Annotated in this window: 25 protein-coding genes; 22 read left to right on the top strand and 3 right to left on the bottom strand. The window is 56.9% G+C overall.

What is annotated here, in order from left to right:
* The first annotated feature begins 305 nt into the window (after positions 1-305).
* The 5 genes from rpmH to mnmE all read left to right on the top strand — a co-directional run bounded on the left by rpmH (position 306) and on the right by mnmE (position 4,228).
* A complete protein-coding gene (rpmH, locus tag GVL50_RS12560; protein ID WP_003213577.1) occupies positions 306-440 on the top strand; it encodes a 50S ribosomal protein L34 in 135 nt (44 codons plus the stop codon).
* 16 nt (positions 441-456) lie between these two features.
* Positions 457-858 (top strand): ribonuclease P protein component, encoded by a 402-nt coding sequence (rnpA, locus tag GVL50_RS12555; RefSeq protein WP_042704971.1) that lies wholly within the window; start codon positions 457-459, stop codon positions 856-858.
* Complete coding sequence (yidD, locus tag GVL50_RS12550) at positions 851-1,096, top strand: membrane protein insertion efficiency factor YidD (RefSeq protein WP_010465488.1); 246 nt, start codon at positions 851-853, stop codon at positions 1,094-1,096. The genes rnpA and yidD overlap by 8 nt, the downstream gene beginning before the upstream one ends.
* Positions 1,097-1,098: 2 nt before the next feature.
* The gene (gene yidC, locus GVL50_RS12545) at positions 1,099-2,778 is read left to right on the top strand and encodes a membrane protein insertase YidC (protein WP_159813305.1); all 1,680 of its coding nucleotides are present in this window, start codon (positions 1,099-1,101) and stop codon (positions 2,776-2,778) included.
* A 79-nt stretch (positions 2,779-2,857) separates the two neighbouring features.
* Entirely contained in the window at positions 2,858-4,228 is a 1,371-nt protein-coding gene (gene mnmE, locus GVL50_RS12540; RefSeq protein WP_008084392.1) for a tRNA uridine-5-carboxymethylaminomethyl(34) synthesis GTPase MnmE, read from the top strand.
* Between the two features lie 43 nt (positions 4,229-4,271).
* On the opposite strand, the gene GVL50_RS12535 is transcribed toward mnmE, so the two are convergent.
* The 3 genes from GVL50_RS12535 to GVL50_RS12525 all read right to left on the bottom strand — a co-directional run bounded on the left by GVL50_RS12535 (position 4,272) and on the right by GVL50_RS12525 (position 8,280).
* Entirely contained in the window at positions 4,272-6,707 is a 2,436-nt protein-coding gene (locus GVL50_RS12535; protein ID WP_159813303.1) for a TonB-dependent siderophore receptor, read from the bottom strand.
* Positions 6,708-6,826: 119 nt separating this feature from the next.
* Positions 6,827-7,774, bottom strand: coding sequence for a FecR domain-containing protein (locus GVL50_RS12530; protein WP_159813301.1), 948 nt, complete (start codon positions 7,772-7,774; stop codon positions 6,827-6,829).
* Complete coding sequence (locus GVL50_RS12525) at positions 7,774-8,280, bottom strand: sigma-70 family RNA polymerase sigma factor (protein ID WP_159813299.1); 507 nt, start codon at positions 8,278-8,280, stop codon at positions 7,774-7,776. Before GVL50_RS12525 ends, GVL50_RS12530 begins: the two co-directional genes overlap by 1 nt.
* A gap of 571 nt (positions 8,281-8,851) precedes the next feature.
* On the opposite strand from GVL50_RS12525, the gene mnmG reads away from it, so the two are divergent.
* The 17 genes from mnmG to GVL50_RS12440 all read left to right on the top strand — a co-directional run bounded on the left by mnmG (position 8,852) and on the right by GVL50_RS12440 (position 25,732).
* Positions 8,852-10,750, top strand: coding sequence for a tRNA uridine-5-carboxymethylaminomethyl(34) synthesis enzyme MnmG (gene mnmG, locus GVL50_RS12520; RefSeq protein ID WP_053125290.1), 1,899 nt, complete (start codon positions 8,852-8,854; stop codon positions 10,748-10,750).
* Complete coding sequence (gene rsmG, locus GVL50_RS12515; RefSeq protein WP_159813297.1) at positions 10,747-11,391, top strand: 16S rRNA (guanine(527)-N(7))-methyltransferase RsmG; 645 nt, start codon at positions 10,747-10,749, stop codon at positions 11,389-11,391. Before mnmG ends, rsmG begins: the two co-directional genes overlap by 4 nt.
* An 18-nt stretch (positions 11,392-11,409) precedes the next feature.
* Positions 11,410-12,207: a ParA family protein gene (locus GVL50_RS12510; RefSeq protein WP_007911909.1), complete on the top strand. Its 798-nt coding sequence runs from the start codon at positions 11,410-11,412 to the stop codon at positions 12,205-12,207.
* Between the two features lie 9 nt (positions 12,208-12,216).
* Positions 12,217-13,089 carry a ParB/RepB/Spo0J family partition protein gene (locus GVL50_RS12505; protein WP_008084408.1) on the top strand — a complete coding sequence of 291 codons (873 nt, stop codon included), beginning with the start codon at positions 12,217-12,219 and terminating at the stop codon, positions 13,087-13,089.
* Positions 13,090-13,237: 148 nt separating this feature from the next.
* Entirely contained in the window at positions 13,238-13,645 is a 408-nt protein-coding gene (locus tag GVL50_RS12500) for a F0F1 ATP synthase subunit I (protein WP_008084411.1), read from the top strand.
* 16 nt (positions 13,646-13,661) lie between these two features.
* On the top strand, positions 13,662-14,531 hold the full coding sequence (gene atpB / locus GVL50_RS12495; RefSeq protein WP_053125288.1) for a F0F1 ATP synthase subunit A: 870 nt from the start codon (positions 13,662-13,664) through the stop codon (positions 14,529-14,531).
* Positions 14,532-14,664: 133 nt separating this feature from the next.
* On the top strand, positions 14,665-14,922 hold the full coding sequence (gene atpE / locus GVL50_RS12490; protein ID WP_003097235.1) for a F0F1 ATP synthase subunit C: 258 nt from the start codon (positions 14,665-14,667) through the stop codon (positions 14,920-14,922).
* Positions 14,923-14,980: 58 nt separating this feature from the next.
* Positions 14,981-15,451, top strand: a complete 471-nt coding sequence (locus GVL50_RS12485; RefSeq protein ID WP_003229781.1) for a F0F1 ATP synthase subunit B — start codon at positions 14,981-14,983, stop codon at positions 15,449-15,451.
* Between the two features lie 12 nt (positions 15,452-15,463).
* Positions 15,464-16,000, top strand: coding sequence for a F0F1 ATP synthase subunit delta (locus tag GVL50_RS12480; RefSeq protein WP_053125286.1), 537 nt, complete (start codon positions 15,464-15,466; stop codon positions 15,998-16,000).
* 21 nt (positions 16,001-16,021) lie between these two features.
* On the top strand, positions 16,022-17,566 hold the full coding sequence (atpA, locus tag GVL50_RS12475; RefSeq protein ID WP_007911958.1) for a F0F1 ATP synthase subunit alpha: 1,545 nt from the start codon (positions 16,022-16,024) through the stop codon (positions 17,564-17,566).
* A gap of 50 nt (positions 17,567-17,616) precedes the next feature.
* A complete protein-coding gene (atpG, locus tag GVL50_RS12470; protein ID WP_007911960.1) occupies positions 17,617-18,477 on the top strand; it encodes a F0F1 ATP synthase subunit gamma in 861 nt (286 codons plus the stop codon).
* 27 nt (positions 18,478-18,504) lie between these two features.
* Positions 18,505-19,884, top strand: coding sequence for a F0F1 ATP synthase subunit beta (atpD, locus tag GVL50_RS12465; protein WP_016984062.1), 1,380 nt, complete (start codon positions 18,505-18,507; stop codon positions 19,882-19,884).
* Between the two features lie 45 nt (positions 19,885-19,929).
* Positions 19,930-20,355: a F0F1 ATP synthase subunit epsilon gene (locus tag GVL50_RS12460; protein ID WP_053125284.1), complete on the top strand. Its 426-nt coding sequence runs from the start codon at positions 19,930-19,932 to the stop codon at positions 20,353-20,355.
* Positions 20,356-20,471: 116 nt separating this feature from the next.
* Positions 20,472-21,839, top strand: coding sequence for a bifunctional UDP-N-acetylglucosamine diphosphorylase/glucosamine-1-phosphate N-acetyltransferase GlmU (glmU, locus tag GVL50_RS12455; RefSeq protein ID WP_159813295.1), 1,368 nt, complete (start codon positions 20,472-20,474; stop codon positions 21,837-21,839).
* Positions 21,840-22,067: 228 nt separating this feature from the next.
* Positions 22,068-22,844 carry a DeoR/GlpR family DNA-binding transcription regulator gene (locus GVL50_RS12450; RefSeq protein ID WP_053125280.1) on the top strand — a complete coding sequence of 259 codons (777 nt, stop codon included), beginning with the start codon at positions 22,068-22,070 and terminating at the stop codon, positions 22,842-22,844.
* Positions 22,845-22,846: 2 nt separating this feature from the next.
* On the top strand, positions 22,847-24,679 hold the full coding sequence (glmS, locus tag GVL50_RS12445; RefSeq protein WP_159813293.1) for a glutamine--fructose-6-phosphate transaminase (isomerizing): 1,833 nt from the start codon (positions 22,847-22,849) through the stop codon (positions 24,677-24,679).
* Positions 24,680-24,805: 126 nt separating this feature from the next.
* Positions 24,806-25,732: a LysR family transcriptional regulator gene (locus GVL50_RS12440; RefSeq protein WP_159813291.1), complete on the top strand. Its 927-nt coding sequence runs from the start codon at positions 24,806-24,808 to the stop codon at positions 25,730-25,732.
* Positions 25,733-25,788: the final 56 nt, after the last annotated feature.

The raw sequence follows: 25,788 nt of genomic DNA, 5'->3' as shown, positions 1-25,788 counted from the left end.
AGGCTGAACACGGTTTTCCACTGTAGTTGTCATTCTCTGTACATCACGTGAAATAAGGGCTCTTGGCACTTATCCACAGAAGATGACGGCCCTAGCTTTTATAAGCTTTACAAAAAAGCTTTAAATAAGTCCCTTCTTTATTTTTATGTTTGGCAGACAGGCTTTCAGCCACAGAGGCCTCCGAGATCTATTTATAAGGAAACGCTGGTTGGAAATTGACCTGAGGGCTTGCTTTCTCTAGAATCCCCGGTCTCTTAAAACGGGGGCCATTCCGGCCCGTTGTGGACGAACCAGGTAACACGACAATGAAACGTACTTTCCAACCAAGCACTATCAAACGCGCCCGTACTCACGGCTTCCGTGCTCGCATGGCTACCAAGAACGGCCGTGCTGTCCTGTCGCGTCGCCGCGCCAAAGGTCGTGCGCGTCTGGCAGTTTGATAATCCGGTACTGGAGGTGAGTCAGGACTTCAGTCGGGAAAAGCGTCTGCTTACCCCCCGGCATTTCAAGGCAGTCTTTGACTCCCCTACCGGCAAGGTTCCGGGGAAAAATCTCCTGCTCCTTGCACGCAACAACGATCTTGATCACCCCCGTCTCGGGCTGGTTATCGGGAAAAAGAGCGTAAAGCTCTCCGTTGAGCGCAATCGCCTCAAACGTTTGATGCGCGAATCGTTTCGTCTGCACCAGGATTCACTGGTCGGCTGGGACATCGTTATCGTCGCGCGCAAAGGTCTTGGCGATGTAGAAAACCCCGAATTGATTCAGCATTTCGGCAAGCTCTGGAAGCGTCTGGCACGCAGCAAGCCAGTTCCAGAAGTCAAAACCGAAACTGTAGGGGTAGACAGTCCTGATGCGTAAACTGGCCCTCGTTCCGATCCAGTTTTATCGCTATGCCATTAGTCCTTTGATGGCCAGCCACTGTCGTTTCTACCCCAGTTGTTCCTGCTACGCGTATGAAGCCATTGAAAATCATGGCCTTCTGCGCGGTGGCTGGCTGACCTTTCGTCGTTTAGGTCGCTGTCATCCGTGGAATCCCGGTGGTTATGACCCGGTTCCACCTATCCCTACCTCCCGTTCTTCTTCGATGGCCGAGTAATCATGGATATCAAACGCACGATCCTGATCGTCGCCCTGGCAATCGTGGCCTACGTTATGGTTCTTAAATGGAACCAGGACTATGGTCAGGCTGCTTTGCCGACTCAGAATGTTGCTTCCAGTACGACTACATCCGGTTTGCCGGACACCGCCACTGGCAATAATGCTGCCGCCAGTGACGATATTCCGCGCGCCGCTAGCGATACCAGCGCACCTGCCGAAACACCGGTAGCCGCCAGCAAGGATCTGATCCAGATCAAAACCGACGTGCTCGATCTCGCGATCGATCCACAAGGTGGTGATGTTGCTCAACTGACCTTGCCTCTGTATCCACGTCGTCAGGATCGTCCTGATGTTCCGTTCCAGCTGTTCGATAACGGCGGCGAACGTGTTTATCTGGCCCAAAGCGGTCTGATCGGCACCAACGGCCCGGACGCAAACCCGGCCGGTCGTCCGGTCTACTCCGCGGAGAAGAAGACTTATCAACTGGCTGACGGTCAGGACCAATTGGTCGTAGACCTGAAGTTCAGCAAGGACGGCGTCAATTACATCAAGCGTTTCACCCTGAAACGCGGCCTGTATGACGTAGCCGTTTCCTACATTGTGGATAACCAGAGCGCTCAGCCCTGGAACGGCGCAATGTTTGCTCAGTTGAAGCGTGATAACAGCGCTGACCCTTCGTCCACTACTGCTACTGGCACCGCGACTTACCTGGGCGCTGCCCTGTGGACAAGTTCGGAGCCGTACAAGAAAGTGTCCATGAAGGATATGGACAAGGCGCAGCTGAAAGAAACCGTCACCGGTGGTTGGGTAGCCTGGCTGCAACACTACTTCGTGACCGCGTGGATTCCGGCGAAGGGCGAAAACAACGTCGTTCAGACCCGTAAAGACAGCAAAGGCAACTACATCATCGGTTACACCGGTCCAACACTGACCGCTGCACCAGGTGCCAAAGTTGAAACCAGCGCTGTGCTGTACGCCGGTCCGAAAAGCCAGGCTGTGCTGAAGCAGTTGTCCCCAGGTCTGGAACTGACCGTCGACTACGGCATTCTGTGGTTCATTGCTCAACCGATCTTCTGGTTGCTGCAACACATCCACGCGATCGTTGGTAACTGGGGCTGGTCGATCATCTTCCTGACCATGCTGATCAAGGGTCTTTTCTTCCCTCTGTCGGCTGCCAGCTACAAATCGATGGCGCGTATGCGTGCCGTTGCACCGAAACTGGCTGCACTGAAAGAACAACATGGCGATGACCGGCAGAAAATGTCGCAAGCCATGATGGAGCTGTACAAGAAAGAGAAGATCAATCCGCTGGGCGGTTGCTTGCCAATCCTCGTGCAGATGCCGGTTTTCCTTTCGCTGTACTGGGTTCTGCTGGAAAGCGTGGAAATGCGCCAAGCGCCGTTCATGCTGTGGATCACTGACCTGTCGATCAAGGATCCGTTCTTCATTCTGCCGATCATCATGGGCGCAACCATGTTTATCCAGCAGCAGTTGAACCCGACTCCTCCGGATCCGATGCAGGCGAAGGTCATGAAAATGATGCCAATCATCTTCACGTTCTTCTTCCTGTGGTTCCCGGCTGGTCTGGTGCTGTACTGGGTTGTGAACAACTGCCTGTCCATCACCCAACAGTGGTACATCACACGTAAGATCGAACGGGCTACCAAAGCAGCCGCTTGATTTACACTGTGGATAACCACTCAAAACGCCCCCTAGTGGGGCGTTTTGCTATCTGTCATTTTTGTCTGGATTCCGGTTTATGAGCGTACCTCGTGAAACCATCGCCGCTGTCGCCACCGCTCAAGGCCGTGGGGGTGTGGGCATCGTCCGTATTTCCGGGCCGTTGGCCAGTGTTGCGGCGAAAGCCATCAGCGGCCGCGAACTGAAACCGCGTTACGCCCATTACGGCCCGTTTTTCACTGACGACAAACAGGTGCTGGACGAAGGTCTGGCGCTGTATTTCCCGGGGCCTAATTCGTTCACCGGTGAAGACGTTCTGGAATTGCAGGGCCACGGCGGCCCGATCGTTCTGGATATGTTGCTCAAACGCTGCCTGGAACTGGGCTGCCGTCTGGCGCGTCCGGGAGAATTCAGCGAACGCGCCTTCCTCAATGACAAACTCGACCTGGCGCAAGCCGAGGCGATTGCTGATTTGATCGAAGCCAGTTCTGCACAGGCTGCACGTAATGCCCTGCGTTCATTGCAGGGTGCGTTTTCCCAGCGTGTGCATAACTTGACCGAACAGTTGATCGGCCTGCGCATCTACGTCGAAGCCGCCATCGACTTCCCGGAAGAAGAAATCGACTTCCTCGCCGATGGCCATGTGCTGAGCATGCTCGACAAAGTGCGCGATGAATTATCCACAGTGCTGCGCGAAGCCGGGCAGGGCGCATTGCTGCGCGATGGCATGACCGTAGTGATCGCCGGCCGTCCGAATGCCGGCAAATCCAGCCTGTTGAATGCGTTGGCCGGTCGCGAAGCGGCAATCGTCACAGAGATCGCCGGCACCACTCGCGACATCCTCCGTGAACATATCCACATCGACGGCATGCCATTGCACGTTGTCGATACCGCTGGCCTGCGTGATACCGATGATCATGTGGAAAAGATCGGCGTCGAGCGCGCATTGAAAGCCATTGGCGAAGCTGATCGGGTGTTGCTGGTAGTCGACGCCACTGCGCCGGAAGCGCTGGATCCGTTTGCCCTCTGGCCGGAGTTCCTCGAAACCCGGCCGGATCCGGCGAAAGTCACCTTGATCCGCAATAAAGCCGATCTGACCGGCGAAGCCATTGTTCTGGAAACCAGTGAAGACGGGCACGTGACGATCAGTCTCAGCGCCAAGTCGGCCGGTGAAGGCCTGGATCTGTTGCGCGATCATCTCAAAGCCTGCATGGGTTACGAGCAGACGTCGGAAAGCAGTTTCAGTGCACGTCGCCGGCATCTGGAGGCCTTGCGCCACGCCAGTGCGGCACTGGAACACGGCCGCGCCCAGCTGACCTTGGCTGGCGCCGGAGAGTTACTGGCCGAGGATTTGCGCCAGGCCCAGCACTCTCTCGGCGAAATCACCGGGGCTTTCAGCTCTGATGATCTGTTGGGACGAATCTTTTCCAGTTTCTGTATCGGCAAATGACAAAAGGGGCTGTGGACAATTTATCCACAGCCCCTTTTTCGTTTTACCAGTTGTAGGAAACTGTACCGAGCAGAGTGCGATCCTCACCCCAATAGCAACGACCCGCGTCGTTGCAACCCGACACATATTCCTTGTCGAACAGGTTCTTCGCATTCAGGTCGACGCTCCAGTGCGTATCGATCTGATAACCGATGGCCGCATCCACCAAAGTGACGTCGCCGGCATCCAGCTTTCCGTAGAGAGAAGGCGAGGTGTAAGCGAAGGCATTGTCGAAGTAACGCACACCGCCACCCACATACAAACCTTTCAGATCGCCATCAAGGAAGCGGTATTTCGCCCAGACCGAGGCCTGATTACGTGGAACGCCGGTCATTTGATGGCCTTTGACCAATGACGTCGCGGCATCCTTGGTGATTCGCGCGTCGGTGTAGGTATAAGCCGCAGTCACGTTGAGGTTCTGGGTCAGGTTGCTGTTGAGTTCAAGTTCCACGCCCTTGGAACGACTTTCACCCACTTGTCGGTAGCTCGATGTAGTGGCGTCGAAGTAGGTGTCGTCCTTTTTGCGCAGGTCATACACCGATGCTGTGAAGGCAGTGTCCCAGCCGATCGGTTCGTACTTTAGGCCCACTTCATATTGGCTGCTGGTGATCGGATCGAGCGGCGCGCCGGCATTGGAAATCTGTTGCACCGGCACGAACGAGGTCGAGTAGCTGACATACGGCGTCATGCCGTTGTCGAACTGGTACATCACGCCGCCCTGATAGGTGAACTTCTTGTCCTCGGAGCTGATGTCGCTCGACTGGGCCACCTTGTCGCGAAAATCACTGTCGACCCAATCCTGACGGCCACCGAGCAGGAACAGCCAGTGGTCGTACTTGCTCTGGATCTGTGCATAAACCCCTTTCATCTGCTGTTCCAGCAAGGTGTTTTGCACCGCAATCGGTGTGGTCGGATCGCGCAGGTACACCGGGTTATACACATCGATCGGCCCAACAATGCCGGCGTTCCAGTCCTGATTAAAGGAGGTGCGATCGTAGCTGGCGCCGAACAACAGGGTGTTCTCCAGACCGCCGACCTGGAATTTGCCTTCCAGCTGGTTATCCAGCGAGTACACCATCGATTTGTTGAAGCGATCGTAGGCAGTCATGTTCAGACGCGTACCGAACCCGGCGTTATTGAGGTTGCCCGGCCAGGTTTCGTGGCGGGTAATGCGCGACTGCATGTAGCGCGAGTTCTGGCGGAACTGCCAGTCGTCGTTGAACGAGTGGCTGAACTCGTAGCCGGTGCTCCAGGTTTCCCGTTCGAAAGTGTTCCAGTCTGGGTCGCCGAGCATGGTGCCTTTGGATAACTTGCCGTTGGGGTTGGTCAGCAAAGTCCCGGCGGCCGGTAGGCCAAGTTCCATGTTGGTGTGATCCTTCTGGTAGTTGGCCAGTAGGGTCAGTGTGTTGTAATCGTCGAAATTCAGGGTCAGGGATGGCGCGATGTAGATACGGTCATCCGGAACGTGATCGGTCTGGGTGTCGGACTTGCGGCCAAGCATCACCACGCGCCCGAGAACATTGCCGCTGTCATTGAGCGGGCCGGAGACATCGACGCCGATCTGCCGGCGATTGTTCGAGCCATAACCCAATTGCACTTCGCCTTGCGGTGCGGCGGTTGGGCGTTTGCTCACCAGATTGACCAGGCCGCCCGGTGCGTTCTCCCCATACAGCAGAGAAGACGGGCCGCGGAAAATCTCGACCCGCTCAAGTCCGTAAGGCTCGGTGCTGGTGTCGTACCGATTGCCCTGGACGCGTAGTCCATCGCGCAACAGACCGTAGCCATAATCGGTGGCGTTGAAACCGCGAATGTAGAACAGGTCTCCAGCCAGACTGTCGCCGGCGGCAAACGGTGGGGCAAAGATCCCCGGCACGTAGCCGAGTACTTCAGTGAGCGTCTGAGATTTCTGATCTTTGATGCGTTGTGCGGTGACGACTGACACCGAGCGCGGCGTTTCCGACAACGGCGTACTGGTTTTCGTACCGATTCGACTGTTCTGCGCCTTGTATCCGACGTCCGCCGCGTAATCCAGATTCATCGGGTTGGCCAACTGACCATTGATGTTGGTCGGGGCCAGCTCCAGCGAATCACCGTTTGGCAGCGCCTGCAGAATGTAACTGCCCGGCGCCTGCGGTACGGCTTGCAAACCTGAGCCTTGCAGCAGTTGGGCAAAACCTTGGTCGACGGTGAAGTTGCCGTTCAACCCGACACTGCGCAAACGGCTGGTCTGTTGCGGCGAGAACGACAGAATCACGTTGGCGGCCGAGGCGAACTGGCTCAGTGCATTGTCCAGAGGGCCCGCTGCAATCGCATAACGCTGAGTGGCCGATGCAGCGACGGCGTTATGGCTGATCACCAGACAGGACGCGGCGCTGGTCATCAGTAGGCTGTAAGCAATGCAGTGGTAGGAAAAACGCTGACGAAACGTGGGAAGACGCATGGGTGGATAAGCCCTGAAGGTGGCAAAGAGCCGCGTTTATCGCGATTACCTGTAGGGCCGGGTCAGGGCCAAAAAAGATAACCCTGTTTGCGATTTATTTTGCCCAGGCGAAATTTCGTTCAAACGTTGTGGCTGATCGAGACCCAGTAACCAGTGAAATAGCGCACGTTGATCGGCAGCGACGCCTGTAGATTGGCCAAGACTGCGTCAGTTGAATTGAGGCGGAATGTCCCGGAAACCCGCAGCTCCCGGGCACGCGCGTCGCAATGCAAAACGCCGCTGCGATAACGGCCCAATTCTTCAATCACATCGCCCAAGCGTGCATCGAGGACGATCAATTGGCCGTTGATCCACGCCACTTCCGAGGGTTTGAACGGATGAATGAGGCCTATGTGCTGACGATCAAAATCAGCGCCTTCGCCTGCCTGCAAGATTGTTGCGGCCGTTGAAGTATCACCGGGCTGAACACTGACCCGGTCTTCCAGCACTCCAACTCGGGTAGAACTCGATAGCTGGTGAACGGAGAAACGAGTGCCCAATGCTTGAATCCGCCCATCCCGGGTTTCGACGAAAAAGGGCCGTTGATCACCCAGCTTTCCGGTTTGAATAAGGATCTCGCCGGAGCGCAGGCGAATCAGCCGCTGTGTCGGGTCGAAAGACACATCAATGGCAGTGTCGGTGTTGAGTTGAATCAGGCTGCCATCCGCCAATGTGATATTGCGACGCTGGCCAACGCCGGTTTTATAGTCGGCCCAGACATTTCCCAAGGAAGTGTGTTGCTGAACATTCCAGCCAACGAACCCCGTGCCCGCCGCGAGCAGCAACAATTTCAGCACTTGGCGACGTTGCTGACCGTTATTTAGCGCGCGACGTTTCAGATCCTGTGGCAGCGTGCCGAGGTGGCGCTGCAATTGTTCCATCTGGTTCCACGCCGCCAGATGCGCCGGGTCGCTATCTATCCACAACTGCCAGGCCTTCTGTTCGGCGAGCGTTGGCGGATCCGCCTGAAACTGCACATACCAACTGGCGGCCGCTTCGAAGATCTGGCGATTGGGGGCGATGGCCATCAACGTTGCGCCATGATCAGGGCACATTCCGTCAGGGCGCGGATCATGTGCTTCTTCACCGTGGTCAGCGAAACCTTCAGCTGCAAAGCGATCTGTTGATAAGTCAGGCCATCGATCTGCGAGAGCATAAAGATTTGTTGGCATCTGGCGCCGAGCCCGGCCAAGGCTTTATCCACAGCGACCAGGGTTTCGATGATCAGCGCCTTGTCTTCCTCGCTGATGGCGGTGGCTTCCGGTCGAGCCGCGAGGGTCTGCAAATACGCGGCTTCGATAGCCTGTCTTCTATAACGGTCAATCACCAGACCGCGTGCAATGGTCGCCAGATAATCCCGTGGATCACGAATCTGTGCGGCATTGCGCGCCGCCAGAATCCGCACGAACGTGTCATGCGCAACATCGGCGGCATCGCAGGCGTCATGCAATTTTCCCTTGAGCCACCCGTATAGCCACGAATGGTGTTGCTCGTAGATTTGCTCGATCGCAGCAGTGTGGGCGGGTAAGGACATAGGAAAATTGGGAGAGTTAATGATAATGCCTATTATTAGCCTCTGTTATGTCCTCTCACAATAGCCCTCGCACTTCCCTCCATCGGCTTCTTTGTCGCCAGCGAACCCTCGTTGGCGATTTTTTTTGCGCCTGGAAAACGCCGTTTTATCGATTTTCTGTGGATTAAGCCCTGTGAATAACTGCCACTAAGGGCAGTTGATAACAGGGCTTCAAAACTGGATATAAACCCCTCTGTGGATAACCACCCCTTTCATCCACAGGCTTAAACCGGTTATCCAAGGCCCTCATTGGCACATGAACACAGGGTTTTGAATCTCTGTACATATTGAATATAAAGGCCTGTAGCGATCTATCCACAGAAATGATGCTCAGTAGAAATAAACATAAAAACAAAGGTTTTATAAATTTCTCTCTTTTTTATTCTTTTAACCTTGAGTTCTCCACAGCTGGTTAAATTTTGTGCAAAGGGTTCTTTAGGAAGGGCGAAGTCCCTATACTTGTCGACCAGGTTCAAAAACCTGATCTCAAACTATTCCTGAATTACCTACTTAAGCAGGCACGAGGTGCGTGGTGGATTTCCCTTCCCGTTTTGAAGTGATCGTCATCGGCGGCGGTCATGCCGGTACCGAGGCAGCACTGGCCTCAGCACGTATGGGGGCAAAAACCCTGTTGCTGACGCATAACGTGGAAACCCTCGGTGCCATGAGTTGCAACCCGGCCATCGGTGGCATTGGCAAAAGCCATCTGGTCAAGGAAATCGACGCCCTCGGCGGCGCGATGGCCATGGCTACCGATAAGGGCGGCATCCAGTTTCGCGTGTTGAACAGCCGCAAAGGCCCAGCCGTACGGGCGACCCGTGCGCAGGCTGACCGGATTTTGTATAAAGCCGCTGTCCGCGAAATTCTGGAAAATCAGCCGAACCTGTGGATATTTCAACAAGCCGCTGATGACCTGATCGTCGAGCAGGAACAAGTCCGCGGTGTTGTCACGCAAATGGGTCTGCGGTTCTTCGCCGATTCCGTGGTGTTGACCACCGGTACGTTCCTCGGCGGACTTATCCACATCGGTTTGCAGAATTTTTCCGGCGGCCGTGCCGGTGATCCGCCGTCGATCGCCCTGGCTCACCGTCTGCGTGAGATGCCATTGCGTGTCGGGCGCCTGAAAACCGGTACACCGCCGCGTATTGATGGCAAATCTGTGGATTTCTCGGTGATGACCGAGCAACCGGGCGATACGCCGATCCCGGTGATGTCGTTCATGGGCAACAAAGAACAGCATCCACGCCAGGTGAGCTGCTGGATTACCCACACCAACGCCCGCACCCACGAAATCATTGCTGCGAATCTCGATCGTTCGCCGATGTATTCCGCTGCCGGTGAAATCGAAGGCATCGGCCCGCGCTATTGCCCGTCGATCGAAGACAAGATCCACCGCTTTGCCGACAAGGAAAGCCATCAGGTGTTTATCGAACCGGAAGGTTTGACCACCCATGAGCTGTATCCGAACGGGATATCCACAAGCTTGCCGTTCGACGTGCAATTGCAGATCGTGCAATCGATTCGCGGCATGGAAAACGCACACATCGTGCGTCCGGGTTATGCGATCGAGTACGACTACTTCGATCCGCGCGATCTGAAGTACAGCCTGGAAACCAAAGTCATCGGCGGTCTGTTCTTCGCCGGGCAAATCAACGGCACCACCGGTTACGAAGAAGCCGGCGCTCAAGGTTTGCTGGCTGGCGCCAACGCCGCACTGCGCGCCAAGGGCAAAGAAGCCTGGTGCCCGCGTCGCGATGAAGCGTACATCGGTGTATTGGTCGACGACCTGATCACCCTCGGTACCCAAGAGCCGTACCGTATGTTCACTTCCCGTGCCGAGTACCGCTTGATCCTGCGCGAGGACAACGCCGACCTGCGTCTGACCGAAAAAGGTCGCGAACTCGGCTTGGTCGATGACGCGCGTTGGGCGGCCTTCTGCAAGAAACGCGAAAGCATCGAACTCGAAGAGCAGCGCCTGAAAAGCACCTGGGTTCGCCCGAATACGCAGCAGGGTGATGCGATTGCCGAGAAATTCGGCACGCCGCTGACTCACGAATACAACTTGCTCAACCTCTTGAGCCGTCCGGAAATCGACTACGCTGGTCTGGTCGAAGTGACCGGCAACGGCGCCGAAGATCCACAGGTTGCCGAGCAGGTTGAAATCAAGACCAAATACGCCGGTTACATTGATCGTCAACAGGACGAAATCGCCCGTCTGCGCGCCAGTGAAGACACGAAATTGCCTGTGGATATCGATTACACCAACATTTCCGGTCTCTCCAAGGAGATCCAGAGCAAGCTCGGCGCGACTCGACCAGAGACGCTGGGCCAGGCTTCGCGGATCCCGGGCGTGACCCCGGCAGCGATTTCGCTGTTGATGATTCATTTGAAAAAACGCGGCGCGGGCCGTCAGTTGGAGCAAAGCGCTTGAGTTCTAAGGTCACTTCGCAACACGCCGAAGAGTTATCCACAGGAGCCCGCGAGCTCGGTGTCAACCTCACTGAAACCCAGCACGAATTGCTGTTGGGTTATCTGGCCCTGTTGATCAAATGGAACCAGGCCTACAACCTGACCGCGGTGCGTGATCCGGACGAAATGGTTTCGCGGCACTTGCTCGATAGTCTGAGCGTGATGTCGTTCATCGAAAACGGTCGTTGGCTCGACGTCGGCAGCGGCGGCGGCATGCCGGGGATCCCGTTAGCGATTCTGTACCCGAACTCGCAAGTGACCTGTCTGGACAGCAACGGCAAGAAAACCCGCTTCCTGACTCAGGTCAAACTCGAACTCAAACTGGATAACCTGCAAGTTATCCACAGTCGTGTCGAAGCTTTCCAGCCTGCGCAACCGTTCAACGGGATCATTTCCCGGGCGTTCAGCAGCATGGAGAACTTCACCAACTGGACTCGCCATTTGGGCGACGCCGATACACGCTGGCTGGCAATGAAGGGCGTTCATCCGGCTGATGAGCTGGTAGCATTGCCGGCAGACTTCAAACTCGATAGCGAACACGCCCTGGCCGTACCCGGTTGCCAAGGCCAACGCCATCTGCTGATACTGCGCCGCACGGCATGATTGGGAACACAAGCAAGAATGGCTAAGGTATTCGCGATAGCGAACCAAAAGGGTGGTGTGGGCAAGACCACCACCTGCATCAACCTCGCAGCATCCCTGGTCGCGACTAAGCGCCGGGTGCTGTTGATCGATCTCGATCCACAGGGCAACGCCACCATGGGTAGCGGTGTGGATAAACACGGCCTGGAAAACTCGGTTTACGACCTGCTGATCGGCGAATGCGATCTGGCCCAGGCCATGCACTATTCCGAGCACGGCGGTTATCAACTGCTGCCGGCCAACCGCGATTTGACCGCGGCAGAAGTGGTGCTGCTGGAAATGCAGATGAAGGAAAGCCGTCTGCGCAGCGCGCTGGCGCCGATCCGTGAAAACTACGATTACATTTTGATCGACTGCCCGCCGTCGCTGTCGATGCTCACGCTGAACGCACTGGTCGCCGCTGACGGCGTGATTATCCCCATGCAGTGCGAGTACTTTGCGCTCGAAGGTCTTAGCGACCTTGTGGATAACATCAAGCGCATCGCCGAACTGCTCAATCCGAACCTGAAAGTCGAAGGCCTGCTGCGGACGATGTACGACCCGCGCCTGAGCCTGATGAACGATGTTTCGGCGCAGCTCAAGGAACACTTTGGCGAGCAGCTTTACGACACGGTGATCCCGCGCAACATCCGTCTGGCCGAAGCGCCAAGCTACGGCATGCCGGCGCTGGCCTACGACAAGCAATCGCGTGGCGCCCTGGCTTATCTGGCCCTGGCTGGCGAGATGGTTCGCCGTCAGCGCAAAAATTCACGCATCGCCGCCGCTCAGGCAACTTAAGGAATCCCCATGGCCGTCAAGAAACGAGGTCTCGGACGTGGACTGGATGCACTGCTGAGTGGTCCGACTGTCAGCGCGCTGGAAGAACAAGCCGCGCAAGCTGACACCCGTGAGCTGCAGCACCTGCCGCTGGATCTGCTCCAGCGCGGAAAATACCAGCCGCGTCGGGACATGGATCCGCAAGCGCTGGAAGAACTGGCGCTGTCGATCAAGGCACAAGGCGTGATGCAGCCGATCGTGGTGCGCCCGATTGGCGGAGGCCGTTTTGAAATCATCGCCGGTGAACGTCGCTGGCGCGCGAGCCAGCAAGCCGGGCAGGAAACCATTCCGGCGATGGTGCGCGACGTACCCGATGAAACCGCGATCGCCATTGCGCTGATCGAGAACATCCAGCGCGAAGACCTCAATCCAATCGAAGAAGCGGTGGCCTTGCAGCGTTTGCAGCAGGAATTCCAGCTGACTCAGCAGCAGGTTGCCGAGGCTGTGGGTAAATCCCGCGTCACTGTGGCTAACCTGTTGCGGCTTATTGCGCTGCCGGAAGTCATCAAGACCATGCTGTCCCACGGCGACCTGGAAATGGGTCATGCCCGTGCTTTGCTCGGTTTGCCCGAGAATCAGCAGGTTGAAGGGGCGCGACATGTTGTCGCACGCGGCCTGACCGTGCGCCAAACTGAAGCACTGGTTCGCCAGTGGTTGAGTGGCAAACCGGAGCCTGTGGAAGCCAGCAAACCCGACCCGGATATCGCCCGCCTCGAACAGCGTCTGGCCGAGCGCCTAGGCTCTGCGGTGCAGATTCGCCACGGGAAGAAGGGAAAGGGTCAGTTGGTGATCGGTTATAACTCGCTCGATGAGCTTCAAGGTGTGCTCGCACACATCCGCTGAAACATTTCCTCATGTAGCGCGCAGTCGGAAATCACTACCTGACAGTTGAATAGGGGCAGAACCGCCCCTATACTCTGCGCGCATTTTGTCGGCACAAATTATGCCAAGTTATTGAATTCTGGCAGCCGACCATTGGAGAGCAATAGTGATGGAAACCCGCAAGCCAAACCGCCTGCCGTTCCATCGCCTGGCGGTATTTCCGGTGTTAATGGCTCAATTTGTCATTTTGCTCATTGCCGCTTTGGCGCTCTGGCAATGGCACGGAGTCGTTGCCGGATACTCGGGACTTTGCGGAGGCCTGATAGCCTTGCTGCCCAATGTTTATTTCGCTCATAAGGCATTTCGGTTTTCCGGCGCCCGAGCAGCCCAGTCCATCGTCCGGTCTTTTTATGCCGGCGAGGCAGGCAAACTGATTTTGACAGCAGTGCTTTTTGCGCTGGTGTTTGCAGGTGTGAAGCCGCTGGCGCCGATAGCTGTATTCGGCGTGTTCGTGCTGACTCAGTCGGTCAGCTGGTTCGCTCCCCTGCTGATGAGAACAAGACTTTCGAGACCTTAGGGCGTTTGAGGCAACCATGGCAGAAACAACCGCTTCGGGCTATATCCAGCACCACTTGCAGAACCTGACCTTCGGTCAGCTACCTAACGGCGGCTGGGGCTTTGCCCACACCGCAGCAGAAGCCAAAGAAATGGGCTTCTGGGCTTTCCACGTCGATACTCTCGGCTGGTCGGTCGCGTTGGGTTTGATCTTCGTTTTTCTTTTCCGCATGGCGGCCAAGAAAGCGACTTCGGGTCAGCCGGGTGCTTTGCAGAACTTCGTTGAAGTATTGGTCGAATTCGTCGATGGCAGCGTGAAAGACAGCTTCCATGGCCGTAGCCCGGTGATCGCACCGCTGGCACTGACCATCTTCGTCTGGGTGTTCCTGATGAACGCCGTCGACCTGATCCCGGTCGACTGGATTCCTCAGCTGGCCATCCTGATCTCCGGTGACCACCACATCCCGTTCCGCGCCGTGTCGACTACCGACCCGAACGCGACCCTGGGCATGGCGTTGTCGGTTTTCGCACTGATCATTTTCTACAGCATCAAGGTCAAGGGCATCGGCGGCTTCATCGGCGAACTGACCCTGCACCCGTTCGGCAGCAAGAACATCTTCGTTCAAGCCCTGCTGATCCCGGTGAACTTCCTGCTGGAATTCGTGACCCTGATCGCTAAACCGATCTCTCTGGCTCTGCGTCTGTTCGGCAACATGTATGCCGGTGAGCTGGTGTTCATTCTGATCGCTGTGATGTTCGGCAGCGGTCTGCTCTGGCTGAGCGGCCTGGGCGTTGTTCTGCAGTGGGCTTGGGCTGTGTTCCACATCCTGATCATCACCCTGCAGGCGTTCATCTTCATGATGCTGACCATCGTCTACCTGTCGATGGCGCACGAAGAAAACCATTAAGACCAGTCTCGACTAGTCTGATGTCCTTCCCGGTCAAACGGGAAGGGGCTCTTCACAGGGCACCTGAAACGATTTGTTTTACCGCTTTAATCTAAAAAACCTAAACCATACGACGTAAAAGTCGGGAGGAAAGATGGAAACTGTAGTTGGTCTAACCGCTATCGCTGTTGCACTGTTGATCGGCCTGGGCGCACTGGGTACCGCAATTGGTTTCGGCCTGCTGGGCGGCAAGTTCCTGGAAGGCGCAGCGCGTCAGCCAGAAATGGTTCCAATGCTGCAAGTTAAAATGTTCATCGTTGCCGGTCTGCTCGACGCCGTAACCATGATCGGTGTTGGTATCGCGCTGTTCTTCACCTTCGCGAACCCGTTCGTTGGTCAGATCGCTGGCTAATTACTCGGATATTCCGGGTAATTTGGTGTGATGGACAACGTAACTGCGAGGTGTTGGCGTGAACATTAATGCGACCCTGATTGGCCAGTCCGTTGCGTTCCTGATTTTTGTACTGTTCTGCATGAAGTATGTATGGCCTCCGGTCATCGCTGCTCTGCACGAACGTCAAAAGAAGATCGCTGATGGTCTGGACGCTGCCAGCCGTGCAGCTCGCGACCTGGAGTTGGCCCAAGAAAAAGCGGGTCAGCAACTGCGCGAAGCGAAAGCTCAGGCAGCTGAAATCATCGAGCAAGCCAAGAAACGCGGTAACCAGATTGTCGAAGAGGCCGTTGAAAAGGCCCGTGTCGACGCTGACCGTGTGAAGGTTCAGGCTCAAGCCGAGATCGAACAGGAACTGAACAGTGTCAAAGACAAGCTGCGCGCCCAAGTGGGTTTGCTGGCTGTCGGCGGCGCCGAGAAGATCCTGGGTGCCACAATCGATCAAAACGCGCACGCAGAGCTGGTTAACCAACTGGCTGCTGAAATCTAAGCGAGGGCGATCATGGCAGAACTGACCACGTTGGCCCGACCTTACGCTAAGGCGGCCTTCGAGCACGCTCAGGCCCACCAGCAACTGGCCAATTGGTCAGCCATGCTCGGCCTGGCTGCAGCGGTGTCACAAGATGACACCATGCAGCGCGTGCTCAAGGCCCCGCGACTGACGAGCGCAGAAAAGGCCGCCACGTTTATTGACGTGTGCGGCGACAAGTTTGATGCCAAGGCACAGAACTTCATCAACGTCGTTGCCGAAAACGACCGTCTCCCGCTTCTGCCGGAGATTGCCGCTCTTTTCGACCTGTACAAGGCCGAACAAGAGAAGTCGGTAGACGTTGAAGTGACCAGTGCTTTCGCATTGAACCAAGAACAGCAAGACAAACTCGCCAAGGTTCTCAGTGCACGACTCAACCGGGAAGTGCGCCTGCAAGTCGAGGAAGATAAAGCCCTTATTGGGGGTGTTGTCATCCGCGCCGGCGACCTGGTTATCGATGGCTCGATTCGCGGCAAAATCGCGAAACTTGCCGAAGCATTGAAATCTTGAGTTTGAAGGGGCAGCAGAGCAATGCAGCAACTCAATCCTTCCGAAATAAGTGAAATTATCAAGGGCCGCATCGACAAGCTCGATGTGACCTCCCAAGCCCGTAACGAAGGCACTGTCGTCAGCGTATCTGACGGCATCGTGCGGATTCACGGTCTGGCCGACGTAATGTACGGCGAGATGATCGAGTTTCCGGGCGGCGTCTACGGTATGGCCCTCAACCTGGAGCAAGACTCCGTAGGTGCCGTTGTATTGGGCGCTTACCAGTCTCTGGCTGAAGGCATGAGCGCCAAGTGCACCGGCCGCATCCTCGAAGTTCCTGTTGGTAAGGAACTGCTGGGTCGCGTAGTCGACGCACTGGGTAACCCTGTTGACGGCAAAGGTCCACTGGGCAACACCTTGACCGACGCGGTCGAGAAAGTTGCACCGGGCGTGATCTGGCGTAAGTCGGTAGACCAGCCTGTACAGACTGGCTACAAGGCTGTCGATGCCATGATTCCTGTCGGCCGTGGCCAGCGTGAGCTGATCATCGGTGACCGTCAGATCGGTAAAACCGCTCTGGCGATCGACGCGATCATCAACCAGAAAGACAGCGGCATTTTCTGCGTCTACGTAGCTATTGGTCAGAAGCAATCGACCATCGCCAACGTGGTTCGCAAGCTGGAAGAAAACGGCGCCCTGGCCAACACGATCATCGTGGCTGCCAGTGCTTCGGAATCTCCTGCGCTGCAATTCCTGGCACCGTACTCCGGTTGCACCATGGGTGAATTCTTCCGCGACCGCGGTGAAGACGCGCTGATCGTTTATGACGATCTGTCCAAGCAAGCAGTGGCTTACCGCCAGATTTCCCTGCTGCTGCGCCGTCCACCAGGCCGTGAAGCTTACCCAGGCGACGTGTTCTATCTCCACTCCCGTCTGCTGGAGCGCGCATCCCGCGTTTCGGAAGAATACGTAGAGAAGTTCACCAACGGCGCAGTGACCGGCAAAACCGGTTCGCTGACCGCACTGCCGATCATCGAAACCCAGGCTGGCGACGTTTCCGCGTTCGTTCCGACCAACGTGATTTCGATCACCGACGGTCAGATCTTCCTGGAATCGGCCATGTTCAACTCGGGCATCCGCCCTGCAGTGAACGCCGGTGTTTCGGTATCCCGTGTGGGTGGTGCCGCTCAGACCAAGATCATCAAGAAGCTTTCCGGTGGTATCCGTACCGCTCTGGCTCAGTACCGTGAACTGGCGGCATTCGCCCAGTTCGCTTCTGACCTGGACGAAGCGACCCGTAAGCAACTTGAGCATGGTCAGCGCGTTACCGAGCTGATGAAGCAGAAGCAATACGCACCAATGTCGATCGCTGACATGGCGCTGTCGCTGTATGCCGCTGAGCGTGGGTTCCTGACTGACATTGAAATCGCCAAGATCGGCAGCTTCGAACAAGCGCTGATCGCTTTCTTCAACCGCGATCACGCCGATTTGATGGCCAAGATCAACGTTAAAGGTGACTTCAATGACGAAATCGACGCTGGCATGAAAGCCGGTATCGAGAAGTTCAAGGCCACCCAAACCTGGTAAGCCGCAGCGGGAGCCGCGAGGCTCCCGCTTGCTAACCTGATAGGTGTTACATGGCAGGCGCAAAAGAGATTCGCAGTAAGATTGCGAGCATCAAAAGCACGCAAAAGATTACCAGCGCCATGGAAAAAGTGGCGGTCAGCAAAATGCGCAAGGCACAAATGCGCATGGCTGCTAGCCGTCCTTATGCGGAGCGTATCCGCCAGGTTATTGGGCATCTGGCCAACGCCAACCCGGAATACCGCCACCCGTTCATGATCGACCGCGAAATCAAGCGCGTTGGTTATGTCGTAGTGAGCAGTGACCGTGGTCTGTGCGGCGGCTTGAATACCAACCTGTTCAAGGCCCTGGTCAAGGACATGGCGGTAAACCGCGAAAACGGCGTCGAGATTGATCTGTGTGTCGTTGGTAGCAAGGGTGCGGCCTTTTTCCGTAACTTCGGCGGTAACGTCGTTGCAGCTATCAGCCACCTGGGTGAAGAGCCGTCGATCAATGACTTGATCGGCAGCGTCAAGGTGATGCTGGATGCCTACCTGGACGGCCGTATTGACCGCCTGTCCGTGGTGTCCAACAAGTTCATCAACACCATGACGCAACAGCCTACCGTGGAGCAGTTGATTCCACTGGTGGCCACCCCGGATCAGGATCTCAAGCACCACTGGGACTATCTCTACGAACCGGATGCCAAAGAGCTGCTTGACGGCTTGATGGTCCGCTACGTTGAGTCGCAGGTCTACCAGGCGGTGGTCGAGAACAACGCGGCTGAACAAGCTGCGCGGATGATCGCGATGAAGAACGCTACCGACAACGCCGGTGATTTGATCAGCGATTTGCAGCTGATCTACAACAAGGCGCGTCAGGCTGCGATCACCCAAGAGATCTCGGAAATCGTCGGCGGCGCTGCCGCGGTTTAACGGTTCAAATATTCAGAGGATCCAGCTATGAGTAGCGGACGTATCGTTCAAATCATCGGCGCCGTTATCGACGTGGAATTTCCACGCGACAGCGTACCGAGCATCTACAACGCTTTGAAAGTCAAAAGCGATGCCGGCACCACTCTGGAAGTTCAGCAGCAGCTGGGCGACGGCGTGGTTCGTACCATTGCGATGGGTTCCACCGAGGGCTTGAAGCGCGGTCTGGAAGTTACCGATTCTGGCGCAGCCATCTCCGTACCGGTCGGTAAAGCGACCCTGGGCCGGATCATGGACGTCCTCGGTAACCCGATCGACGAAGCTGGCCCGATCGACACGGAAGAGCGTTGGGGCATTCACCGTCCAGCGCCTTCGTTCGCTGAACAGGCAGGCGGCAACGACCTGCTGGAAACCGGCATCAAGGTTATCGACCTGGTTTGCCCGTTTGCCAAAGGCGGTAAAGTCGGTCTGTTCGGTGGTGCCGGTGTAGGCAAAACCGTAAACATGATGGAACTGATCCGTAACATCGCCATCGAGCACAGCGGTTATTCCGTGTTCGCCGGTGTGGGTGAGCGTACTCGTGAGGGTAACGACTTCTACCACGAGATGAAGGACTCCAACGTTCTGGACAAAGTGGCACTGGTTTACGGTCAGATGAACGAGCCGCCGGGTAACCGTCTGCGCGTAGCACTGACCGGCCTGACCATGGCCGAGAAGTTCCGTGACGAAGGTAACGACGTTCTGCTGTTCGTCGACAACATCTATCGTTACACCCTGGCCGGTACTGAAGTATCCGCACTGCTGGGCCGTATGCCTTCGGCAGTAGGTTATCAGCCGACCCTGGCTGAAGAGATGGGCGTTCTGCAAGAACGTATCACTTCGACCAAGGAAGGTTCGATCACTTCGATCCAAGCGGTATACGTACCTGCGGATGACTTGACCGACCCGTCGCCAGCGACCACCTTCGCCCACTTGGACGCCACCGTCGTTCTGTCCCGTGACATCGCTTCCCTGGGTATCTACCCAGCGGTAGATCCACTGGATTCGACTTCGCGCCAGCTGGATCCGAACGTAATCGGCCAGGACCACTACGACACCGCTCGCGGCGTTCAGTACGTTCTGCAACGTTACAAAGAGCTGAAGGACATCATCGCGATCCTGGGTATGGACGAGCTGTCGGAAGCCGACAAGCAGTTGGTAAACCGTGCTCGTAAGATCCAGCGCTTCTTGTCGCAGCCGTTCTTCGTGGCTGAAGTCTTCACCGGTGCTTCGGGTAAATACGTTTCCCTGAAAGACACCATTGCTGGCTTCAAAGGCATCCTCAACGGTGACTACGACCACCTGCCAGAACAAGCGTTCTACATGGTTGGCGGCATCGAAGAAGCGATCGAGAAAGCCAAGAAACTGTAATCCCGGCGCCCGGCAACGGGCGCTAATTTAGGTTGAGGCAATCAGATGGCTATGACAGTCCATTGCGATATCGTCAGCGCGGAAGGGGAAATCTTTTCCGGCCTGGTCGAGATGGTGATTGCGCACGGTGCACTGGGTGATCTTGGTATCGCTCTGGGTCACGCGCCGCTGATCACTAATCTGAAGCCAGGTCCGATCCGCCTGATCAAGCAAGGCGGGGAAGCCGAGGTGTTCTACATCTCCGGTGGTTTCCTCGAGGTTCAGCCGAACATGGTCAAAGTGCTTGCCGATACCGTGCAACGTGCTGCCGACCTGGATGAAGCTCAGGCTCAAGCAGCTCTCAAGGCTGCCGAGCATGCTCTGCATGAAAAGGGCGCTGATTTCGACTACAGCGCTGCGTCAGCTCGTCTGGCCGAGGCTGCAGCTCAGCTGCGCACCGTCCAGCAGATCCGCAAGAAGTTTGGCGGTTAATCCGTCAGCCGCTTGTTGTGCGATTGATAAAAAAGGGTAGCCTCGGCTACCCTTTTTTCTTTTTCCGAATTCAAACCCGGTCGCAGTTGCTGACCACCCAGGATTGGTAGCCAGTCATGTCTCTTGAAATCGTTATCCTCGCGGCCGGTCAAGGCACTCGTATGCGTTCGGCCCTGCCGAAGGTTTTGCACCCGATTGCCGGCAATTCCATGCTGGGCCATGTTATCCACAGCGCCCGCCAACTCGATCCACAACGCATCCATGTAGTCATCGGTCATGGCGCCGATGTGGTGCGCGAACGTCTGGCGGCTGACGATCTGAATTTCGTCCTGCAGGACAAGCAGCTCGGCACCGGCCACGCCACCGCTCAGGCCGTACCGTTCATTTCCGCGGACACCTTGCTGATCCTTTACGGTGACGTGCCGCTGATCGAAGTCGAAACCCTGCAACGTTTGCTCAAGCATGTTGTGCCGGGGCAGATGGGTTTGCTCACCGTCGAACTCGACGACCCGACCGGCTATGGCCGTATCGTGCGCGACTCTGACGGTAAGGTCGCGGCCATCGTTGAGCACAAAGACGCCAGCGAAGCGCAGCGCGCAATCACCGAAGGCAACACCGGCATTCTCGCCGTCCCGGCCGATCGTCTGGCCGACTGGATGAGCCGGCTGTCGAACAATAACGCTCAGGGCGAGTACTACCTGACCGACGTGATCGAAATGGCGGTCAACGATGGTCTGGTAGTGGCCACCGAACAACCGCACGACCCGATGGAAGTGCAGGGCGCCAACGATCGCAAACAACTGGCCGAGCTGGAGCGTCATTACCAGTTGCGTGCCGGCCGCCGTTTGATGGCGCAAGGCGTGACCCTGCGTGACCCGGCGCGTTTTGATGTGCGCGGTGAAGTGACCGTGGGTCGCGATGTGCTGATCGACATCAACGTGATCCTCGAAGGCAACGTTGTTATCGAAGACGACGTGGTGATCGGCCCGAACTGTGTGATCAAGGACAGCACCCTGCGCAAAGGCGTGGTGATCAAGGCCAACAGTCATATCGAAGGTGCCGTAATGGGCGAGGGCAGCGATGCCGGTCCGTTCGCGCGTCTGCGTCCGGGCACCGTGCTTGAAGCGCGCGCGCATGTGGGTAACTTTGTTGAGCTGAAGAACGCGCACATGGGTGAGGGCGCCAAGGCCGGTCACTTGACCTATTTGGGCGATGCCGAAATCGGTGCGCGCACCAACGTGGGTGCTGGCACCATCACCTGCAACTATGACGGCGCCAACAAGTGGAAAACCGTGTTGGGTGCAGATGTGTTCATCGGCTCCAACAATTCGTTGGTCGCGCCTGTGGATATCTGCAACGGTGCAACCACGGCGGCCGGCTCGACGATTACGCAGAATGTGGATAACGCGCAGTTGGCGGTTGGCCGCGCGCGGCAGAAGAACATCGATGGCTGGAAGCGTCCGGTGAAAATCAAAAAGGACTAAGTTATCCACAGCCTGACTTAACCACGCAAATCAATGTGGGAGCGGGCTTGCTCGCGAAAGCGGTCTATCAGTCACACATTCAGTGCCTGACACGACGCCTTCGCGAGCAAGCCCGCTCCCACATTTTTGTTTGTGTTGTTCTGAAAAAACTCTGCATCACGCTTGACGATTTATGGCCAATAGGTTTTGATTGCTTCCGTTATCTTTCGAATCGAAACTTAAGCCACCATGTCGAAACGCAACACGCCCCAACGCCGCCACAACATTCTTGCCTTGCTCAATGAGCAGGGCGAGGTCAGTGTGGATGAGCTAGCCAAGCGCTTCGAAACCTCTGAAGTTACGATTCGCAAGGATCTCGCCGCACTGGAAAGTCATGGCTTGTTGCTGCGTCGTTACGGCGGTGCGATCACCATGCCGCAGGAGCTGGTCGCGGAAACCGCGCAGAGCGTTTCCAAATACAAACAGGCGATTGCCCGCGCGGCGGTGAAACGCATCCGCGAGCACGCGCGCATCATCATCGACAGCGGCAGCACCACCGCCGCGATGATCCCCGAACTTGGCCAGCAGCCAGGTCTGGTGGTGATGACCAATTCCCTGCACGTCGCCAATGCCTTGAGCGAACTCGAACACGAACCGGTGTTGTTGATGACCGGTGGTACCTGGGATCCGCATTCGGAATCCTTCCAGGGCCAGGTCGCCGAGCAGGTACTACGCTCTTACGACTTCGACCAGTTGTTCATCGGCGCCGACGGTATCGACCTGGTACGCGGCACCACGACCTTCAATGAACTGCTCGGTTTGAGCCGGGTCATGGCTGACGTGGCTCGGGAGGTCATCGTCATGGTCGAGGCCGACAAGATCGGCCGCAAGATTCCCAATCTGGAGCTGCCATGGAGCAGCGTCCATACCCTAATTACCGATGATCGCCTGCCCATCGATGCACGCGATCAGATCCAGGCCCGCGGTATCAACGTGATTTGCGCGGCTGTCAGTCAGGAGAAATAAGCATGTGTGGAATTGTCGGCGCAGTCGCTGAACGCAACATCACCGCCATCCTGCTCGAAGGCCTCAAGCGCCTCGAATACCGTGGTTACGACAGCGCCGGTGTGGCGGTGTACACCAATGACGAAACCCTCGAGCGCATGCGTCGCCCGGGCAAAGTCAGCGAACTCGAAACCGCACTGGCCGAGCACCCGCTGGTGGGTCGTCTGGGTATCGCCCACACCCGTTGGGCCACCCACGGTGCGCCGTGCGAGCGTAACGCTCACCCGCATTTCTCCGGTGACATCGCGGTGGTGCACAACGGCATCATCGAAAACCACGAAGCTTTGCGTGAACAACTGAAAGCACTGGGCTACGTGTTCACCTCGGACACCGACACCGAAGTCATCGCTCACCTGCTCAACCATAAACTCAAGGATCAGCCTGATCTGACCGTCGCACTCAAAGCCACCGTCAAAGAACTGCATGGCGCTTATGGTTTGGCGGTGATCAACGCCAAGCAGCCGGATCGTCTGGTGGCCGCGCGCAGTGGCAGTCCGCTGGTGATTGGTCTGGGTCTGGGCGAGAACTTCCTCGCTTCCGACCAACTGGCGTTGCGTCAGGTCACTGACCGCTTCATGTACCTGGAGGAAGGCGATATCGCCGAAATTCGCCGCGATAATGTGCAGATCTGGGACGTGAGCGGCAACGCTGTCGAGCGCCAGACCGTGCAGTACACCGACGGTGCCGAAGCTGCCGACAAAGGCGAATTCCGCCACTACATGCTCAAGGAAATCCACGAGCAACCGGCCGTTGTCCAGCGCACCCTCGAAGGTCGACTGAGCAATGATCAAGTGCTGGTGCAAGCTTTCGGTCCGCAAGCCGCCGAGCTGTTCGCCAAAGTGCGCAACGTGCAGATCGTCGCCTGCGGCACCAGCTACCACGCCGGTATGGTCGCGCGTTATTGGCTGGAAGAACTGGCCGGCATCCCGTGCCAGGTCGAAGTGGCCAGCGAATTCCGCTACCGCAAAGTCGTGGTACAGCCGGACACCTTGTTCGTGACCATCTCGCAGTCCGGCGAAACCGCCGACACCCTGGCCGCCCTGCGCAATGCCAAAGAGCTGGGTTTCCTCGCCAGCCTGGCGATCTGCAACGTCAGCATCAGTTCGCTGGTGCGTGAATCCGATCTGACCCTGCTGACCCAGGCCGGCCGCGAAATCGGCGTCGCTTCGACCAAAGCCTTCACCACGCAACTGGTCGGCCTGTTGCTGCTGACCCTGTCGCTGGGTCAGGTTCGCGGCACGTTGGCCAAAGGCGTTGAAGCAACATTGGTCGAAGAACTGCGTCGCCTGCCAACCCGCCTCGGCGAAGCGCTGGCGATGGAAAGCACCGTGGAAAAAATCGCCGAACTGTTCGCCGAGAAAAACCACACCCTGTTCCTCGGCCGTGGCGCGCAATTCCCGGTAGCGATGGAAGGTGCCTTGAAGCTCAAGGAAATCTCCTACATCCACGCCGAAGCCTACCCGGCCGGCGAACTGAAACACGGCCCGCTGGCGCTGGTGGATAACGACATGCCAGTGGTCACCGTTGCGCCCAACAACGAACTGCTGGAAAAGCTCAAATCCAACCTGCAGGAAGTCCGCGCCCGTGGCGGCGAACTGATCGTGTTCGCCGACGAAAAAGCCGGAATGACCAACGGCGAAGGCACCCACGTGGTGCAGATGCCGCACATCCACGACATCCTCTCGCCGATCCTCTACACGATCCCGCTGCAGTTGCTGTCGTACTACGTTGCGGTGCTCAAGGGCACGGACGTGGATCAACCGCGTAATCTGGCGAAGTCGGTGACGGTGGAATAAGTTATCCACAACTGAGTTAACCGCAAAAGATCGCAGCCTGCGGCAGCTCCTACACGGGAATCGTATTTCACCTGTAGGAGCTGCCGCAGGCTGCGATCTTTTGATTTTGATGTGAGGGTCAAACCCATGGATCGCTTCCAGGAAATGCACATCTTCACCACCGTCGCCCAAGAGCAAGGCTTCTCCTCGGCCGCGCGGCGTTTGGGCCTTTCCGCGGCCAGTGTGACGCGGGCGGTGGCGGCGCTGGAGTTGCGCATTGGTACGCAGTTGTTGATTCGTACCACGCGCAGTGTGCATTTGAGCGAGGCGGGGCAGCGTTATCTGGAGGATTGTCGGAGGATTCTTGCGGAGGTGCAGGAAGCCGAGGATTCGGCGGCGGGCAGTCATGCGCAGCCGCGTGGGCAATTGACGGTGACGGCGCCGGTGTTGTTCGGCGATCTGTTTGTGACGCCGGTGATGGCGGGTTATCTCGCGCAGTATCCGGAAGTCACGATCAACGCGGTGCTGGTCGACCGGATCGTCAACATGGTCGAAGAGGGTATCGATGTGGCGGTGCGCATCGGTGATCTGCCCGACAGCAGCCAGCATGCGATTAGGGTCGGTGAGGTGCGTCGGGTGATTTGTGGCTCTCCGGTTTATTTCGCGCAGCATGGTCGGCCGATTCATCCTCATGCGCTGGCAGGCGTGCCCGTTGTGGCGACTTCAGCAATTGGCCAGCAACGCACCTGGCCGTTTCTCGATGGCGGCGAACCGTTCAGCGTGCGACCTGAACCGCGTCTGATCGTCACGGCCAATCAGGCTGCGATTACGGCAGCGGCCATGGGCTTGGGGATGACGCGGGTTTTGTCTTATCAAGTGGCGAGTAAGGTGGCCGCCGGTGAACTGGAAATCGTCCTCGCCGAATTCGAACTGCCCGCATTACCTATCCATGTGGTCTATCAGGGCGGGCGGAAGGCGCCGGCGCGGATCCGCAGTTTTGTCGATTTCGCGGTACAGGCTTTGCGCGAACATCCCGCGTTGAAAAATGCAGCGTTATTGCACGAGCTGAAATAATCGTTTGCAGTTACTGGTGATTCTGTTGTTTTCGCGATCAGGGGAAGATGGCCCCC

Origin of the sequence: Pseudomonas sp. 18058 (assembly GCF_902706155.1) — a bacterium.
Classification (GTDB): Bacteria; Pseudomonadota; Gammaproteobacteria; order Pseudomonadales; family Pseudomonadaceae; genus Aquipseudomonas; species Aquipseudomonas rustica.
The sequence above is the reverse complement of the archived record's forward strand: the minus strand, read 5'-3'. Positions and strand labels throughout refer to the sequence as shown.

Bases quoted from the DNA above. Each gene is read 5' to 3' on its own strand.
- rpmH (WP_003213577.1), top strand. From the start codon at position 306: ATGAAACGTACTTTCCAACCAAGCACTATCAAACGCGCCCGTACTCAC.
- yidD (WP_010465488.1), top strand. From the start codon at position 851: ATGCGTAAACTGGCCCTCGTTCCGATCCAGTTTTATCGCTATGCCATT.
- yidC (WP_159813305.1), top strand. From the start codon at position 1,099: ATGGATATCAAACGCACGATCCTGATCGTCGCCCTGGCAATCGTGGCC.
- mnmE (WP_008084392.1), top strand. From the start codon at position 2,858: ATGAGCGTACCTCGTGAAACCATCGCCGCTGTCGCCACCGCTCAAGGC.
- GVL50_RS12535 (WP_159813303.1), bottom strand. From the start codon at position 6,707: ATGCGTCTTCCCACGTTTCGTCAGCGTTTTTCCTACCACTGCATTGCT.
- GVL50_RS12530 (WP_159813301.1), bottom strand. From the start codon at position 7,774: ATGGCCATCGCCCCCAATCGCCAGATCTTCGAAGCGGCCGCCAGTTGG.
- GVL50_RS12525 (WP_159813299.1), bottom strand. From the start codon at position 8,280: ATGTCCTTACCCGCCCACACTGCTGCGATCGAGCAAATCTACGAGCAA.
- GVL50_RS12510 (WP_007911909.1), top strand. From the start codon at position 11,410: ATGGCTAAGGTATTCGCGATAGCGAACCAAAAGGGTGGTGTGGGCAAG.
- GVL50_RS12505 (WP_008084408.1), top strand. From the start codon at position 12,217: ATGGCCGTCAAGAAACGAGGTCTCGGACGTGGACTGGATGCACTGCTG.
- GVL50_RS12500 (WP_008084411.1), top strand. From the start codon at position 13,238: ATGGAAACCCGCAAGCCAAACCGCCTGCCGTTCCATCGCCTGGCGGTA.
- atpB (WP_053125288.1), top strand. From the start codon at position 13,662: ATGGCAGAAACAACCGCTTCGGGCTATATCCAGCACCACTTGCAGAAC.
- atpE (WP_003097235.1), top strand. From the start codon at position 14,665: ATGGAAACTGTAGTTGGTCTAACCGCTATCGCTGTTGCACTGTTGATC.
- GVL50_RS12480 (WP_053125286.1), top strand. From the start codon at position 15,464: ATGGCAGAACTGACCACGTTGGCCCGACCTTACGCTAAGGCGGCCTTC.
- atpA (WP_007911958.1), top strand. From the start codon at position 16,022: ATGCAGCAACTCAATCCTTCCGAAATAAGTGAAATTATCAAGGGCCGC.
- atpG (WP_007911960.1), top strand. From the start codon at position 17,617: ATGGCAGGCGCAAAAGAGATTCGCAGTAAGATTGCGAGCATCAAAAGC.
- atpD (WP_016984062.1), top strand. From the start codon at position 18,505: ATGAGTAGCGGACGTATCGTTCAAATCATCGGCGCCGTTATCGACGTG.
- GVL50_RS12460 (WP_053125284.1), top strand. From the start codon at position 19,930: ATGGCTATGACAGTCCATTGCGATATCGTCAGCGCGGAAGGGGAAATC.
- glmU (WP_159813295.1), top strand. From the start codon at position 20,472: ATGTCTCTTGAAATCGTTATCCTCGCGGCCGGTCAAGGCACTCGTATG.
- GVL50_RS12450 (WP_053125280.1), top strand. From the start codon at position 22,068: ATGTCGAAACGCAACACGCCCCAACGCCGCCACAACATTCTTGCCTTG.
- glmS (WP_159813293.1), top strand. From the start codon at position 22,847: ATGTGTGGAATTGTCGGCGCAGTCGCTGAACGCAACATCACCGCCATC.
- GVL50_RS12440 (WP_159813291.1), top strand. From the start codon at position 24,806: ATGGATCGCTTCCAGGAAATGCACATCTTCACCACCGTCGCCCAAGAG.